Source organism: Actinomadura sp. 9N215, from assembly GCF_044326345.1.
Taxonomy (GTDB): domain Bacteria; phylum Actinomycetota; class Actinomycetes; order Streptosporangiales; family Streptosporangiaceae; genus Spirillospora.
Genome location: NZ_JBIRBA010000006.1, coordinates 246,389 through 261,666 on the forward strand (window position 1 = coordinate 246,389; position 15,278 = coordinate 261,666).

Consider the following 15,278-nt stretch of genomic DNA (forward strand, 5'->3'; position numbering starts at 1 on the left):
TCGGAGACCGACCCATGACCCGCAGACCGGCGCCCTGGACGTCGGAGACCGGCCGATGACGCGCAGACCGGCGTTCTGGCTGTGGGTCGCGGTGTGCCTGTCCGGGGCGTGGATCGCGGTGCGCGGGCTGGACGCCGCCGTCCGGGCGTTCCCGGCCGGCGCGGTGGCGGGGGGCGCGCTGCTGGCGCCCGCGCTCGCCGCCGGCGTCTGGGGACTGCGGCGGCTGCATCCCGTCCGGTCGCATCCGCTCGGGTACGCGCTGATGGCGGTGGCGTGGGGCGGGCTGGCCGCGTTCGGGCTGGCGCTGCCCGCGAACGCGGCGTTCCAGGCGGTCATCGGGAAGACGGCGGGCCCGGAGTTCGGCTCCGCGTGGGGCGCGGCGATCGCCGCGCCGGTGAACGAGGAGATCCTGAAACTGCTCGGGGTGGTGACGCTGGCGCTGCTGGCGCCGTCCGCGATCCGCGGCCCGCTGGACGGCTGGGGTTACGGCGCGCTCACCGGGCTCGGCTTCCAGATCTCCGAGAACTTCCTCTACGTCCTCAACACGATCGTGCTGACGGGGGCGACGCAGGACGTGAACGCGGCGCTGTTCTCGTTCGGCACCCGGGTGATCGGCGGCGCGTGGTGGAGCCACTGGGCGATGACGGCGATCGGCGGGGCGGGGCTCGGCTGCCTGCTCGGCCGCGCGTCCCGGACGACCGCGGCCGTGGCGTTCGCCGCGTTCGTCCTGGCGATGGCGCTGCACTCCTGGTGGGACGCGCCCGTCCTGCCCGGGGTGGCGCTGCTGCCGGTGAAGGGCGCGCCGATCCTGCTCGCGGCGATCGTCGCGTACCGGCTGGCGCGCCGCCGCTACCTGTCGCACTTCCGGCGGACGGTGCACGCCGAGACGGCGCGGGGCGTCCTCGTGCCGGGCGAGGGGCACGTGCTCGTCCACCGCAAGTGGCGCCGGAAGGAGCGGTGGGACGTGCCGACCGGGGAGCCGCGACGCCTCCTCGCCCGGCTCCGGGCCGCGCAGCTCAGCCTGATCGAGGACGGTCTCGGCGGCCTGGAGCGGGACCCGCTGTCGGCCGTCCGGCTGCGCGCCGACGTCCGCGACATGCGCGACCACCTCAACGCATGCCCCTCGCCCCGCCGCGTCGCCTGACACACCCACGCGCCCCGACACGCACCCACGCCCCGATGCGCGCGTGCGGCCTGATGCGCGCGTGCGGACCGATGCGAGCCCGCGCCCTGATGTGAGCCCGCGCCCTGATGCGGGCCCGCGGCCTGATGCGGGCGCGCAGACCCATGCGGGCGCGCAGACCCATGCGGGCGCGCAGACCCATGCGGGCGCGCAGACCCATGCGGGCGCGCGGGCCCATGCGGGCGCGCGGGCCGATGGGGAGGGCGGTGGCGCACGGCCGCGCCGAGGAACGGCGCGTGGGCCGGACGGTCGCCGCCGGAGGGTCCGGCGGACGCGAGCGCGCCCATCGCCGCGACGCCCACGGAGGCGCCGAGCTGCCGGACGGCGTTGAGCAGCCCGCTCGCCTCGCTCGGGTCGGCGTTTGTCCTAACCGGGCCCGGGTACCCGGCCTGCGGACGATCAGTGCTCGGCCAGGGGAGATGCGCGATGGCGGGTCGGAGGGGCGGCGGCGGCGCGAAGGCCGAGAGGCCCGAACGGCTCGGACGGCTCGCCTGGGGCGTCAACGACCGGCTCGGGTCCACCCAGTTCATGCAGCGGAACCTCCAGAAGGCGTTCCCGAAGCACTGGTCCTTCCTGCTGGGCGAGATCGCGCTGTACTCGTTCACCGTCGTGCTGATCACCGGTGTGTACCTGACGCTGTTCTACAAGCCGAGCGGTTCCGTGGTCGTCTACGACGGCTCGTACGCGCCGCTGCACGGCCTGACGATGAGCGAGGCGTACGCGTCCACGCTGCACATCACGTTCGACGTGCGGGGCGGGCTGCTGATGCGGCAGATCCACCACTGGGGGGCGATCGTCTTCCTCGCGGCGATCTCCGTCCATCTGCTGCGCGTCTTCTTCACCGGGGCGTTCCGCAAGCCCCGGGAGGTCAATTACGTGATCGGCGTGACGATGTTCGCGCTGGCGCTGGCCGAGGGGTTCGCGGGCTACTCGCTGCCCGACGACCTGCTGTCCGGCACCGGCCTGCGGATCATGCAGGGGATCGTGCTGTCGATCCCGGTCGCCGGGACGTATCTGAGCATGTGGATCTTCGGCGGCGAGTTCCCCGCGACCGAGACGTTCCTGCCGCGCCTGTACGCCGTGCACATCCTGCTCATCCCCGCGCTGCTGCTCGTGCTCGTCACCGCGCATCTGATGATCATGTGGCACCAGACGCACACGATCTGGCCGGGCAGGGGGCGGCGGGAGCGGTCGGTGGGCGGCGACCCGTTCTTCCCGCTCTTCGCCGCGCAGACCACCGCGTACTTCCTCTACACGTTCGGGGTGCTGGCCGCGATGGCGGCGCTCGTGCAGGTCAACCCGGTCTGGCTGTACGGCCCGTACGAGCCGGACCAGGTCTCGGTCGGCTCGCAGCCCGACTGGTACGTCGGCTTCCTCGAAGGCGCGCTGCGCATCATCCCGCCCCTGTCGACGACCCTGTTCGGGCACACCGTCTCGTGGAACGTGCTGCTGCCCGCCGTCGTCCTGCCGGGGGTGTTCCTCACGCTCATCGGGCTGTACCCGTTCGTGGAACGCTGGGCGACGGGGGACGAGCGCCTCCACCACCTCCTCGACCGCCCCCGCAACGCCGCGACCCGGACCGCGATCGGCGCGGCGGTCGTCGCCTGGTACGGGAACCTGTGGGCGGCGGGCGGCAACGACGTCCTCGCGTACGCGTTCGGCATCCCGCTGTTCTGGACGACCTGGTTCTTCCGCGCGGGCTTCTTCGTCGCGCCGCTCCTGGCGTTCACCGTCACCCGGCGGGTCTGCCTCTCCCTGCAGCGCCGCGACCTGCAACAGCGCGCGGAGGGCGTGGAGAGCGGCCTGATCTCGCTGAGCCCGGACGGCGGGTTCCACGAGCGGCACGAGCCGCCGTCGGACGAGCGGGAGGCCGTCCTGCGGGCCCGTCAGCCGGGCGAGCTCGTCGCGCCCTACCCGCACCACGTCATCCCGCTGCCGACCCCGGACCGCGCCCGCACCCAGGTGCGGACCCGCGCCAACCGCTTCTACCTCAACTACCAGAGCGAGTCGCACGGCGGCGGCCAGGGCGACCTGAGCCACAACGGGCCTGGGCAGGACGGCCAACACCCGGATGGCCAGGGGCACGACGGGCAGGGGCACGACGACGAGTGACGCCGCACGCTCACCCGCCCCCGGGCGGCGGCGGCAGGGCGGGCTCGGCCTCCTGAGGCGGCTCCTTCGGCGGGAAGCGCAGGTCGAACGCCGGACGGATCGACCGGATCCGCGGCATCGACGTGAAGTTGTGCCGCGGCGGCGGGCAGGACGTCGCCCATTCCAGCGAGCCGCCGGCGCCCCACGGGTCGTCCACGCCGACCCGCTCGCCGCGCCGCCAGGTGCGCAGCACGTTCCACAGGAACGCGAACGTCGACGCCCCCAGCACGAACGACCCCACGGACGAGATGAGGTTCAACGTGGCGAACTGGTCCGGGTAGTCGGCGTAGCGGCGCGGCATGCCCTCCGCGCCGAGCCAGTGCTGGACGAGGAACGTCGTGTGGAAGCCCACGAACAGCGACCAGAAGTGGATCTTCCCCCAGGTCTCGTCCAGCATCAGGCCGGTCATCTTCGGCCACCAGAAGTAGAACCCGCCGAACATGGCGAACACGACGGTGCCGAACAGGACGTAGTGCAGATGTCCGATGACGAAGAACGAGTCGGTGAGGTGGAAGTCCAGCGCCGGGGACGCGAGGATCACGCCGGTCAGCCCGCCGAACAGGAACGTCGTCAGGAACCCCAGCGCGAACAGCATCGGCGTCTCGAACGTCAGGTGCCCCTTCCACAGCGTCCCGACCCAGTTGAAGAACTTGATCCCGGTCGGCACGGCGATCATGAACGAGGTGATCGAGAAGAACGGCAGCAGGACCTGGCCGGTCGCGAACATGTGGTGCGCCCACACCGTCATCGAGAGCCCGGTGATCGCGATGGTGGCGCCGACCATGCCGAGGTACCCGAACAGCGGCTTGCGCGCGAACACGGGGATGATCTCGGTGATGATGCCGAAGAACGGCAGCGCCACGATGTAGACCTCGGGATGGCCGAAGAACCAGAACAGGTGCTGCCACAGCAGCCCGCCGCCGTTCGCGCCGTCGTAGATGTGCGCGCCGAGCCTGCGGTCGGCCTCCAGCGCGAACAGCGCCGCGGCCAGCACCGGGAACGCGATGATCACCATGAGGCCGGTGAGCAGCGTGTTCCAGCAGAAGATCGGCATCCGGAACATCACCATGCCGGGCGCGCGCATCCCGATGATCGTGGTGATCAGGTTGACCGCGGTCAGCGTCGTGCCCACCCCGGAGATGATCAACCCCATGATCCACAGGTCGCCGCCCCGGCCGGGCGAGAACGTGTCGGACGTCAGCGGCGCGTAGGCGAACCACCCGAAGGCCGCCGCGCCGCCCGGCATCAGGAACCCGGCGAGGACGATCAGCGAGCCGAACAGGAACAGGTAGTAGGTGAGCGCGTTCAGCCGCGGGAACGCCACGTCCGGGGCGCCGATCTGCAGCGGGACGATCACGTTCGCGAACCCGAGGAACAGCGGCGTCGCGAACAGCAGCATCATGATCGTGCCGTGGACGGTGAACAGCTGGTTGTACTGCTGGGGGTCCATCACCTGCCGGCCCGGCTCCATCAGCTCGGCCCGCATCAGCATCGCCATCAGCCCGGCGATCAGGAACATCGCGAACGACGTCGTCAGGTACAGGTAGCCGACCATCTTGTGGTCGGTCGTCGCCAGGACGTCGCCGATCCTGGCGCCCTTGCGGTGCCGCGCGAGCGCGTCGGCGACGCTGGTGTCGTCCCTGTCCCGCACGGCCGTCATCCGGCCTCCCCTCCACGTCCGAGCCCACCGGGGCACTTGCCGCGCAAGCCCGTTTCAAACGCCCCCGACCCCGCACCGCAACCACCGACCCGCAGGCAGGCGGCACCGTCGGCCCGCAGCTCAGCGCCATCGCCAACCCGCAGGCCACCGCCATCGCCGACCCGCAGGCCACCGGCATCATCAGGCTGCGGCCAGGCGGCATCGTCGGCCCGCAGGCCACCGGCATCATCAGGCTGCGGGCAGGCGGCATCCTCGGGCTGCGGGCGGGCGGCATCGTCGGCCGGTGATCGGGCACGAGGGCACCATGGAGGAGATCTCGCTGCGGAGCCCCGCGTTCGCCGACCACGGTCCGATCCCGTCGACGTACTCGCACGAGGCGGGCGACCTCTCCCCCGGGCTGAGGTGGTCGGGCGTCCCGGCCGCGTGCCTGGAACTCGTCCTGACCTGCGAGGACCCGGACGCGCCCGGCGGCACCTTCGTCCACTGGATGCTCGCCGGCATCCCGCCCGGTCGCGACGGGCTCGCCGCCGGGGAGGAGCGTCCGCGCATCGCCCGCGGCCGCAACGACTTCGGCGACAACGGCTACGGCGGGCCGCATCCCCCGCCCGGCGACCCGCCGCACCGCTACGTCTTCACCCTCTACGCGCTGCGCCGCCCGTCCGGCCTGACCTCCGGTTTCTCGGTCGACGACCTGCGCGCGCGCCTGCGGGACGACGACGTGCTCGCCTCAGCGTCCGTCGTCGGCACCTACGCCCGCTGACCCGTCCGGCGGCCGCCCCGGCCCCGCGACGTTTCGGGCGGGACCGCCGGGTAGGGCCGCTCGCGAAGGCGACCCTGGTTCCTGGAGGAGACACGATGAAGGCCGTCACCTGGCACGGCAAGCGCGACGTCCGCGTCGAGAGCGTGCCCGACCCGGAGATCAAGGAGCCGGACGACGCGATCATCAGGGTGACCTCGTCCGGGATCTGCGGGTCTGACCTGCACCTGTACGAGGTGCTCGGGCCGTTCCTCAGCGCGGGCGACGTCCTCGGCCACGAGCCGATGGGGATCGTCGAGGAAACCGGCGCCGACGTCACGCACATCAGGCCCGGCGACCGCGTGGTCATCCCGTTCAACATCTCGTGCGGCCGCTGCCACATGTGCGGGATGCAGCTGTACGCGCAGTGTGAGACGACGCAGGTCCGCGAGCAGGGCATGGGCGCCGCGCTGTTCGGCTACACGAAGCTGTACGGGCAGGTCCCGGGCGGGCAGGCCGAGTATCTCCGCGTCCCGCAGGCCCACTTCGGGCCGATCAAGGTGCCGGAGGGCCCGCCGGACGAGCGGTTCGTGTACCTGTCCGACGTGCTGCCGACCGCGTGGCAGGCCGTCGCCTGGGCCGACGTCCCGGAGGGCGGGACGGTCGCGGTGCTCGGCCTCGGGCCGATCGGGCAGATGGCGTCCCGCATCGCCCGCCATCTTGGCCACCGGGTGATCGCGGTCGACTTCGTCCCGGAGCGGCTGGAGATGGCGCGGCGACACGGCGTCGAGCTGATCGACGCCGACGACGCCGACGACGTCCCCGACGCGATCCGCCAGATCACCGGCGGGCGAGGCGCCGACTCGGTGATCGACGCGGTCGGGATGGAGGCGCACGGCTCGCCCGGCGCCAAGTTCGCGCAGACGGTCGCCGGGCTGCTGCCGGGCGGCACCGCCGCGCCGCTGATGTCGCGCGTCGGCGTCGACCGGCTCGCCGCGCTCGGCGCCGCGATCGAGATCGTCCGGCGCGGCGGGACGATCTCCGTCATCGGCGTCTACGGCGGGATGACGGACCCGCTGCCGATGCTGCGGATGTTCGACAAGGGCATCGCGCTCCGGATGGGCCAGGCGCACGTCAAGAGGTGGATCGGCGACCTGCTGCCGCTGGTCTCCGACGACTCCGACCCGCTCGGCGTGCTGGACCTCGCGACGCACCGCTGGCCGCTGGAGAAGGCGCCGCTCGCCTACGAGATCTTCCAGAAGAAGCAGGACGGGGCGATCAAGGTGCTGCTTCAGCCCGCCGCCTGAACATGGCGCCCGGACGGTGATCGCGGACACGGCCCGCTGCCCATAGGCTTGCCCGCGACTCCCCCGGGCGAGCATGGAGGTGGGCCCGATGCACCCGTTCCGCGCTGCCGTCGAGAAGGGCGACGTCGCGGCCCTCCCGGCGCTGCTGGCCGAGGACGTCACGTTCCTCAGCCCGGTCGCGTACGCGCCGTACGAGGGGCGCGCGGCGGTCGCCGCGATCCTGCGCGCGGTGACCCGGGTGCTCACCGACTTCCGGTACGTCCGCGAGATCGGCGGCGGCCGCGACCACGCGCTGGTCTTCAAGGCGCGGGTCGGCGACCTAGAGGTCCACGGCTGCGACTTCCTGCACCATGACGACGACGGGCTGATCGACGAGTTCTGCGTCATGGTCCGCCCGCTGTCGGCCACCCGCGCCCTCTCGGACGCGATGGCGGCCGAGTTCGACACCGTCAAACGCGAACTGGGCCTGACCTGACACCCCGCCAGGCCGGAGCCGAGCCCGACCCGAAGTCCCCACCAGGCCGGAGCCGAGCCCGACCTGAGAGACCCGCCAAGCCGGAGCCGAGCCCGGCCCGAGAGACCCACCAGCCCGGAACCAGGCCCGGCCCGAAGGCCCCGCCAAGCGAGAGCCGGGCCTGACCTGAGAGACCCGCCAAGCCGGAGCCTTCCCTGGCTTGAAGGCCCCGCCAAGCCGGAGCCGAGCCCAGCCCGAGAGACCCGCCAGGCGGGGGCCGGGGCTGGTCTTAGGGGGTGTCAGGCGGGCACGTGCGACTTGTTGCGTGTCCAGTGGCGGTGGGCCTTGATCGCGTCGAGCAGCTTGGCGGAGAAGTCGCCGCCCGGGCCCTGGCCGGTGACGACGCCGGCGTCGCTGACCACGCCGCCGTCGGAGAACCGCACGCCGGTGATCCCGGCGCGTTCCAGCAGGCCGATGCCCGCGTCGAGGGCGCCGATCGCCTTGCAGTGCACGAACGCCTCGGCGACGAAGTGGACGGCGTCGCCGTCCCGCGCGAGCGTCCGCGCGCTCTCCTCGCCGCCGGGCACGAGCACCGCGTCGTACAGGACGGACGCCACGGTCGGCATCGCCCGGGTCACCTCGACCTGGCCGCCGTTGGCCGCCTGGACGAACCCGTCCTTCGCCGCGAGGATCTCGCAGATCGCGCCCGCGTCCTTGAGCGCGTCGCCGACCGCCGCGACGGCCGCCGAGTCGACGCCGTCCGCCGCCAGGATCGCGATCTTGCGCCCCTGGACGGAGCCCGGCGCGTTCGCCTGGCTCAGCGCGGGCGAGCCGCGCCCGTGGTTGGCGGACACCGGCGACTTCGGCGGCTCCACCCCGACGCCCTCGCCGACCTGGACGGCCAGCTCGTGGTCGACGTGGTTCAGCTGCCCGACGACGCCCTCCCGGATGTGCCTGTGTTCGCATTTGCCCAGCTCGAACCGGAACGCTCCGACGATGTGCTCTTTCTCCCAGTCGGCCATGCTGTTCCAGAACAGCGTCGCCTGCGAGTAGTGGTCGGCGAAGCTCTCGCTCCGCTTGCGGATCTTGTTTCCCTCCACCCGCTCCTGGTAGTGGGTGAACGAGCCCTCGCCGCCCACGACCGGGCAGCCGCCGGACAGCGTGTTCTTGTGGTAGCTCGCCTGCCCCTGGTGGATGTCCGTCTGGTGATAGCCGTCGCGGTGGTGGTTGCGCACGTCGGCGACGGGCCGGTTGACGGGGAGCTGCGGGAAGTTCGGCCCGCCGAGGCGGATCAGCTGCGTGTCCAGGTAGGAGAACAGCCGCGCCTGCAGCAGCGGGTCGTTGGTGAAGTCGATGCCGGGCACGACGTTGCCGATGCAGAACGCGACCTGCTCCGTCTCGGCGAAGAAGTTGTCGGGGTTGCGGTCCAGGGTCAGCGTGCCGACCGGCCGCACCGGGACCTCCTCCTCCGGGATGATCTTGGTTGGGTCGAGCAGGTCGAAGCCGAACCGGTGCTCGTCCTCGGCCGGGACGAGCTGCACGCCGAACTCGTACTCGGGGAAGTCGCCGGCCTCGATCCGGTCCCACAGGTCGCGGCGGTTGAAGTCCGGGTCCTTGCCGGCGATCTTCTGGGTCTCGTCCCAGGCGAGCGAGTGGGTGCCGAGCCGCGGCTTCCAGTGGAACTTCACGAACGTCGGGCGGCCCTCGGCGTTGACGAACCGGAACGTGTGGACGCCGAATCCCTGCATCATCGCGAAACTGCGCGGCAGCGCCCGGTCCGACATCAGCCACATCATCATGTGCATGGTCTCGGGCTGCAGTTGGACGAAGTCCCAGAGCGTGTCGTGCGCGGACGACGCCTGCGGGATCTCGTTCGGCGGCTCGGGCTTCACGGCGTGCACGAAGTCGGGGAACTTGATGCCGTCCTGGATGAAGAAAACGGGCATGTTGTTGCCGACGAGGTCGAAGTTGCCCTGCCGCGTGTAGAACTTCGTCGCGAAGCCGCGGACGTCCCGGACGGTGTCGGCGGACCCGCGCGACCCGGCGACGGTCGAGAACCGCACGAAAACCGGCGTCGTCAGCGACGTGTCGCACAGGAATTCCGCGGTCGTGTAGTCGGCCAGCGACTCGTGCAGCCGGAAATGGCCGTAGGCGCCCGCGCCGCGCGCGTGCACGACCCGTTCCGGGATCCGCTCGTGGTCGAAATGTGTGATTTTCTCGCGGAGGTGGAAGTCGTCCATCAGGGACGGCCCGCGTTCGCCCGCGGACAGCGAGTTGTCGGTGTCGTCGACCCTGATTCCCTGATCGGTGGTGAGCCGCGCGCCTTCCGGGCTCACCCGCCGACGCTCCAGCTGCTCCTGCTTTCGGTCCTCGCGGTCGGCGGGGTTGACCATGTTTCAGCTCCCTCACGGTGAATCGGCCCAGCAGTGATGGCCGCTACCCCGCGTTCCGCTGGACATGCGCGCTTTGACCGGAACTTGATTTCGCTCGCATTGTCGGACTGTCGACAATCAACGTCACGCACAGTGACCATGGCGCGGCCGCCGCCGGACGGCGCTGATGAGGGCCCGGCCGGGCCGCAGGCACCACCACGGCCGCGCCGCGCCGCCGACCTGGGATCCGTCGCCGCCGGGCCCCGACCGGGGCCGCGATGCCGGTGACCGGTGATCTGGCGCCGCGACCGGTGGCTGCGCCGCGGACCGCCCCGCGCGTCCCGGCGACATGCCCGGGCACGGAATCCGCTACGGTCGGGGGCGCCGCGCAGGCGAGGGGAAGGAACACTGAGTACACATGGCCGAGAAGGTCATTCGGGTGGACGACATCGACGGCTCCGAAGGGGCCGATGTCGCAAAGCGAGACTTCGAAGTCCTGGGCCGGACGTTCACGATCGACTTGAGCGACGACAACTTCAAGCGGCTGAACGAGATGCTGGACGCGCTCGCGCCCTTCATCGAGAACGCCGTCGAGGTGAAGCCCGCCGGGAAGGGCCGCAAGTCCCGCACCGCGAAGATCAAGGGCTACACGAACGGCGATGTCCGCGCCTGGGCATTGCGAAGTAACATCGAAGTCTCTGAACGTGGCAAGATATCGGATGAGGTCTATGCTGCATTCATCGACGCACATCCGGACGCGAGGCCGGACGCATAGCAAGAGGGAGTCCCCGCATGGCACAGAAGGTCGAAGTCCTTCTCGTGGATGACATCGACGGCGGAGAGGCTGACGAGACCGTCAGCTTTTCCCTCGATGGCACGTCATACGAGATCGACCTGAGCAAGAAGAACGCCAGCAAGCTGCGCAACGGACTGGAGCCGTTCGTGGCCGGCGCCCGCAAGGCGCGCAAGCCCGCCGGTCGCGGCGGTCGCGCCGCGCGGACCGCGGGCAGCCGCGAACGTTCCGCCGAGATTCGCGAGTGGGCGAAGAGCCGCGGCATCAAGGTCAATGAGCGGGGCCGTATCCCCGCCAATGTGATCGAGCAGTACGAGGCCGCGCACTAGCGCGGCCCGCCGCGTCGCCGGACGCGTTCCGGCACGCACCCGGGGCCGGGGTGGTGGATATCTCATCACCCCGGCCCTTGCGTGCGCAACGGGCAAATCGCCTTTTCCGTACGGCATTCGCCGGGAATGGTGCGGGACAACACATTAGGCGACCACGGCGTCATGCCCCGTGGCGAACCGGCCCCGGACCGCCCCGCTCAGCCCGGTCGGAGCCGCGGCTCCGACCCGGCTCAGCCTGCGGCGAGCACCGCGAAGCTCAGCCCGCGGCAAGCCGCGAAACTCGGCCTGCGCTAAGCCGTGAAGCTCGGCTCGCAGGGAGCCGCGAAGCTCAACCCGCGGCAAGCCGCGAGGCTCAGCCCGCGGGGAGCCCGCGGAGCTCGGCCTGCGGCAAGCCGTGAAGCTCGGCTCGCAGGGAGCCGCGAAGCTCAACCCGCGGCAAGCCGCGAGGCTCAGCCCGCGGGGAGCCCGCGGTGCTCGGCCTGCGGCAAGCCGCGAGACTCGGCCCGCAGGGAGTCGTGGAGCTCGGCCGCGGCCGTCACTCGGCTTCCTCGGTGGGGAGCCGCAACTCGTGACCGGCGCGCAGGGCGCTCGTGACCCGCTCCCGCAGCGCCCGCTCCGCGCGGTGCGCGTCCTCGGCCATGCCGCGGATCTCCGCGCCCGCCATCTCGTCCCCGACGGTGCTCGCGAGCAGGTCCCGGTAGCGGGCGTTCTGCTCGGGCAGCTCTTGCAGCACCCGCGACTCGTGGTAGGCGTCGTCGGCCTCGCCCGCGCGGCGCGCGTACGCCTCCAGCGCCTCGATCCGTCCGGTGACCGAGCGGACCGACCTCGCGAGGGCGCGGTCCTGCGGTTCGAGCAGCGCCCGGACCCGCGGGGAGAGCCGCTCGGGCTGCTGGGCGCGGCGTTCCCGGCGCAGCCGCGTGTGCTCGGCGAGCGCGCACGCGATCGCCCATTCCTGCCGCGGCAGGACGACGGTGTTGTTGACGTCGTCCAGCAGCCCGGCGCCGTGCGACTGCGACCCGAGGACGGCGTCGACGGCGCGCTGCGCGCGGACGAGGAGCCCCGCCGCGGACCGGTCGAAGTCGCCGGGCAGCAGGTAGGAGCCGTGGTGCTCGCGGGCGGCGCGGGCCGCGGCCGGTTCCCGGACGTGCCGCAGCGCACCGGCCGCCCACCCTGTGAAGCTCGCCGCCGCGAGCACGGCGGCGGCCTCGGTCTGGCCGAGCAGCAGCAGGAGGACCTGCAGGGCCGGGGTGAGCATCATCGCGGCGACGGGCAGCCGCCCCCAGCGCGCCGCGCCGCCGACGAGCTCGTCCCCGTCCAGCGAGGCGAGGAAGAACACCCGGAGCCACCCGCCGGGCAGGACGCCGTAGAAGAACGCGAACGCCGGGATCCACACCAGCCGCGCCGCGACGGTGGCGGGACGCAGCCGCGGGCGCGGCGGCGCCGGCATGGAGGCCGCGACCAGCAGTTCGGGGGCGGCGGCGAGGACGGCACGGTCGTCGCCGGAGATTCCGGGATCGAACACCGGACGGGGACGTTTCTCTTCCTTCATCGGCTCTCCCCACACCGCGTCAGGGAAACCTTGTGCCGCAGGCCGTGGGCCGTGGGCCATGGCCTGCAGGCTGCTCCGACCCTTTCACGCGAGGTCGGCCCTCTCCAGATTGTCACGAGATCGGGACATCGGTCCTTGACGCGAGCGTCAGACCGTACTGCCCGGCTTGTCCGCCGCTCCCGCGCCGGCTCGATGGACACTCTTCATCTTCGGTCTGCCGTGTAGGCCATGCCGCCGCGGACAGGCCGGACGAAGAACGTTCAGTCCTGAAGCCGCGCCCAGACGTCGCGGTCGCGCTCGGCGGTCCAGATCCGGGGGCGTTCGACGCCGTCCAGCTCGTCCCAGAGGCGGGCGACGTCGAACGGCAGGCAGTGCTCGAAGATCGGCCAGCGGCCGTAGGCGGGCGCGAGCGCCGCGTGGACGGCGCCGAACGCGTCCTTGAGCGTGCCGCCGCGCACCCGGACCTTGCCTGTCTCGCGGATCATGGTGTCCAGGAAGTCGCGGGTCTGGCCGACGGCGGCGTCGGCGGCGTCCCGGCCGTGCGCGACGGCGCCGCGCCCGCCGACGAGCGTCTCGGCGCCGAACGAGGCGACGTGGTCGAGGGTGGCGGACGCCCAGTCCCGGTGGAACGCGTCGCCGGTGTAGAGCGCGGCCTGCGTCTCGACGAGGTCGCCGGCGAACAGGATCCGGTGCCGGGGCAGCCACGCCACGAGGTCGCCCTCGGTGTGGCCGCGCCCGCAGTACGCCAGGTCGAGGTCGCCGCGATCGCCGCCGAGGTCGATGGTGAGCGTGCGGGAGAACGTCACGGTCGGCCAGGTGAGGCCGGGGATGCTCTCCGGGTCCTTGAACAGCCGGGGCATCCGGCCGTACTCCGACTCCCAGTCCTGCTTGCCGCGCTCGGCGATCAGCGCGCGGGTCAGGTCGTGCGCGATGATCACGGGCGCGCCGAACGCGCTGGCGCCGAGCGTCCGGACGGCGTGGTAGTGCGACAGCACCAGGTAGCGGATCGGCTTGTCGGTGTGCTCGCGCAGGACGGCGAGCCAGTCGCGGGCCGCGGCCGGTGTCGCGAGGGCCTCGAAGCAGACGAGGAAGTCCTCCCCCTCGACGGCCCCGACATTCGGGTCGCCCTCGGCGGTGAGCGCGTACACTCCGTCGGCCAGGACTTCCAGCGTCTGCGTCTTGTCGCCCAGGTCTGCGGACGACGCGAACGGTCTGGGCATGGGCGCCCCCTCGGACTCGTGGCCGCGGCCTCGGCTCGACCCTGATCCTTTCCCACGGTTTCATTCCACACAGAGCGGTTGATAACCGTCCAAACGCTCGGTGGGGAGAACCACGCCGGACGGGTAAGAGGATCTTGCACGTGCGGCAGGGAGGAGCCGGGGTGAACGCTGTGCTCGGGCTGGTGGCCGTTCTCGTGCTGACGGCCGCGACCGGCTACTTCGTGGCGCAGGAGTTCGCGTTCGTCACGGCCGACCGGGCGCTGCTCGACCAGCGAGCCGCGGACGGCGACCGGGCGGCCGCGCGGGCGGTGCGGGTGATGCGGCGGCTGTCGTTCATGCTGTCCGGCGCGCAGCTCGGCATCACGGTCACCGCGCTCGTCGTCGGGTTCATCGCCAAGCCCGCGCTCGCCGACCTGATCGATCCGGCGCTGCGGGCGGGCGGGGTGCCGGACGCGGCGTCCGGCGGGGTGGCGGTGGCGCTCGGGTTCGGGCTCGCCACCGTGGTCCAGATGATCCTGGGCGAGCTGTTCCCGAAGAACCTGGCGCTGGTCAGGGCGGAGCCGATGGCGCGGGCGCTCGCCGCGTCAACGCTCGTCTACCTGACGGTGGCGGGGCCGCTGATCAGGCTGTTCGACGCGGCGGCGAACCGGCTCGTCCGGGCGGCCGGGATCGAGCCGGTGGAGGAGCTGCACCACGGCGCGACGCTGCAGGAGCTCGGGCACATCATCGGCGAGTCCCGCGAGAAGCTGCAGGCGGGGCACGCCGCCCTGCTGGAGCGGGCGCTGGCGTTCTCCGAGCGCGACGCCGAGGAGGTCATGGTCCCGCGCGTGGACGTGGTGACCGTCCCCGCGGCCGCGCTCGCCGCGGAGCTGAGCGACGTCATCTCCGCGTCCGGGCACTCCCGGTATCCGGTCGTGGGCGAGAGCGTCGACGACCTCGTCGGCGTCGTCGGCCTGGAGGACCTGATCCTGCTCTCCCCGGACGCCGCCGGCCGCACCAGGGTCGGCGACATCGCCAGGGCGCCGGTGCTGCTGCCGTCCTCGCTGCCGCTGCCCGAGGTGCTGCTCCGGCTGCGCTCCGCCGGCGCGCCGATGGCCTGCGTGATGGACGAGTACGGCGGCTTCGCCGGCCTGGTGACCTGGGAGGACGTCGCCGAGGAGCTGGTCGGGGAGATCGCCGACGAGAACGAGCCGGGCGAGGACCTCGCGATCCGCACCGGCGAGTGGTGGACGACCGACGCCGGCCTCCGCATGGACGAGGTCGCCCACGAGACCGGCATCGCGCTCCCCGAGGGCGACTACGAGACCGTCGCGGGGCTGCTGCTGAAGCGGCTCGGACGGGTCGCCCGCCCCGGCGACGTCGTCACCGTCGACCTGCCGCCGACCCGCCTGGACGAGCCCGCCCGCACCGCGTACATCGAGGTGCTGACCGTCCACCGCCATGTGCCGGAGCTGATCCGCGTCCGCACCGTCACGGCCGAAGCCGAGGATGACCGATGACCGGAGCGGAGCGAGGATCATCGGT

Annotated in this window: 12 protein-coding genes; 8 read left to right on the top strand and 4 right to left on the bottom strand. The window is 72.0% G+C overall.

What is annotated here, in order from left to right; genetic code table 11:
• Positions 1–55: 55 nt before the first annotated feature.
• A complete protein-coding gene (locus ACH34T_RS13105; protein WP_395992335.1) occupies positions 56–1,144 on the top strand; it encodes a PrsW family intramembrane metalloprotease in 1,089 nt (362 codons plus the stop codon).
• 465 nt (positions 1,145–1,609) lie between these two features.
• Complete coding sequence (locus ACH34T_RS13110; RefSeq protein ID WP_395992336.1) at positions 1,610–3,295, top strand: cytochrome bc complex cytochrome b subunit; 1,686 nt, start codon at positions 1,610–1,612, stop codon at positions 3,293–3,295.
• 10 nt (positions 3,296–3,305) lie between these two features.
• Here ACH34T_RS13110 and ctaD read toward each other — a convergent pair whose 3' ends face one another.
• The gene (gene ctaD / locus ACH34T_RS13115; RefSeq protein WP_395992337.1) at positions 3,306–4,994 is read right to left on the bottom strand and encodes a cytochrome c oxidase subunit I; all 1,689 of its coding nucleotides are present in this window, start codon (positions 4,992–4,994) and stop codon (positions 3,306–3,308) included.
• A 283-nt stretch (positions 4,995–5,277) separates the two neighbouring features.
• On the opposite strand from ctaD, the gene ACH34T_RS13120 reads away from it, so the two are divergent.
• From ACH34T_RS13120 to ACH34T_RS13130, 3 genes are all read left to right on the top strand, one after another.
• Positions 5,278–5,754, top strand: coding sequence for a YbhB/YbcL family Raf kinase inhibitor-like protein (locus ACH34T_RS13120; protein WP_395992338.1), 477 nt, complete (start codon positions 5,278–5,280; stop codon positions 5,752–5,754).
• Positions 5,755–5,849: 95 nt separating this feature from the next.
• Complete coding sequence (locus ACH34T_RS13125) at positions 5,850–7,037, top strand: zinc-dependent alcohol dehydrogenase (protein ID WP_395992339.1); 1,188 nt, start codon at positions 5,850–5,852, stop codon at positions 7,035–7,037.
• A gap of 88 nt (positions 7,038–7,125) precedes the next feature.
• Positions 7,126–7,512, top strand: coding sequence for a nuclear transport factor 2 family protein (locus tag ACH34T_RS13130; RefSeq protein WP_395992340.1), 387 nt, complete (start codon positions 7,126–7,128; stop codon positions 7,510–7,512).
• A gap of 278 nt (positions 7,513–7,790) precedes the next feature.
• Here ACH34T_RS13130 and ACH34T_RS13135 read toward each other — a convergent pair whose 3' ends face one another.
• Positions 7,791–9,884, bottom strand: a complete 2,094-nt coding sequence (locus ACH34T_RS13135; RefSeq protein WP_395992341.1) for a catalase — start codon at positions 9,882–9,884, stop codon at positions 7,791–7,793.
• 397 nt (positions 9,885–10,281) lie between these two features.
• On the opposite strand from ACH34T_RS13135, the gene ACH34T_RS13140 reads away from it, so the two are divergent.
• Positions 10,282–10,638, top strand: coding sequence for an Lsr2 family protein (locus ACH34T_RS13140; protein WP_395992342.1), 357 nt, complete (start codon positions 10,282–10,284; stop codon positions 10,636–10,638).
• 17 nt (positions 10,639–10,655) lie between these two features.
• On the top strand, positions 10,656–10,985 hold the full coding sequence (locus ACH34T_RS13145; RefSeq protein WP_395992343.1) for an Lsr2 family protein: 330 nt from the start codon (positions 10,656–10,658) through the stop codon (positions 10,983–10,985).
• A 535-nt stretch (positions 10,986–11,520) separates the two neighbouring features.
• On the opposite strand, the gene ACH34T_RS13150 is transcribed toward ACH34T_RS13145, so the two are convergent.
• Together ACH34T_RS13150 and ACH34T_RS13155 are read right to left on the bottom strand one after the other, a co-directional pair.
• On the bottom strand, positions 11,521–12,534 hold the full coding sequence (locus ACH34T_RS13150; RefSeq protein ID WP_395992344.1) for a hypothetical protein: 1,014 nt from the start codon (positions 12,532–12,534) through the stop codon (positions 11,521–11,523).
• Positions 12,535–12,794: 260 nt separating this feature from the next.
• On the bottom strand, positions 12,795–13,754 hold the full coding sequence (locus ACH34T_RS13155; protein WP_395992345.1) for an MBL fold metallo-hydrolase: 960 nt from the start codon (positions 13,752–13,754) through the stop codon (positions 12,795–12,797).
• A gap of 161 nt (positions 13,755–13,915) precedes the next feature.
• Between ACH34T_RS13155 and ACH34T_RS13160 the strand changes: the two genes are divergently transcribed.
• On the top strand, positions 13,916–15,253 hold the full coding sequence (locus ACH34T_RS13160) for a hemolysin family protein (RefSeq protein WP_395992346.1): 1,338 nt from the start codon (positions 13,916–13,918) through the stop codon (positions 15,251–15,253).
• The last annotated feature ends 25 nt before the right edge of the window (positions 15,254–15,278 follow it).

Bases quoted from the DNA above. Each gene is read 5' to 3' on its own strand.
- ctaD (WP_395992337.1), bottom strand. From the start codon at position 4,994: ATGACGGCCGTGCGGGACAGGGACGACACCAGCGTCGCCGACGCGCTC.
- ACH34T_RS13110 (WP_395992336.1), top strand. From the start codon at position 1,610: ATGGCGGGTCGGAGGGGCGGCGGCGGCGCGAAGGCCGAGAGGCCCGAA.
- ACH34T_RS13145 (WP_395992343.1), top strand. From the start codon at position 10,656: ATGGCACAGAAGGTCGAAGTCCTTCTCGTGGATGACATCGACGGCGGA.
- ACH34T_RS13155 (WP_395992345.1), bottom strand. From the start codon at position 13,754: ATGCCCAGACCGTTCGCGTCGTCCGCAGACCTGGGCGACAAGACGCAG.
- ACH34T_RS13130 (WP_395992340.1), top strand. From the start codon at position 7,126: ATGCACCCGTTCCGCGCTGCCGTCGAGAAGGGCGACGTCGCGGCCCTC.
- ACH34T_RS13135 (WP_395992341.1), bottom strand. From the start codon at position 9,884: ATGGTCAACCCCGCCGACCGCGAGGACCGAAAGCAGGAGCAGCTGGAG.
- ACH34T_RS13150 (WP_395992344.1), bottom strand. From the start codon at position 12,534: ATGAAGGAAGAGAAACGTCCCCGTCCGGTGTTCGATCCCGGAATCTCC.
- ACH34T_RS13125 (WP_395992339.1), top strand. From the start codon at position 5,850: ATGAAGGCCGTCACCTGGCACGGCAAGCGCGACGTCCGCGTCGAGAGC.
- ACH34T_RS13140 (WP_395992342.1), top strand. From the start codon at position 10,282: ATGGCCGAGAAGGTCATTCGGGTGGACGACATCGACGGCTCCGAAGGG.
- ACH34T_RS13105 (WP_395992335.1), top strand. From the start codon at position 56: ATGACGCGCAGACCGGCGTTCTGGCTGTGGGTCGCGGTGTGCCTGTCC.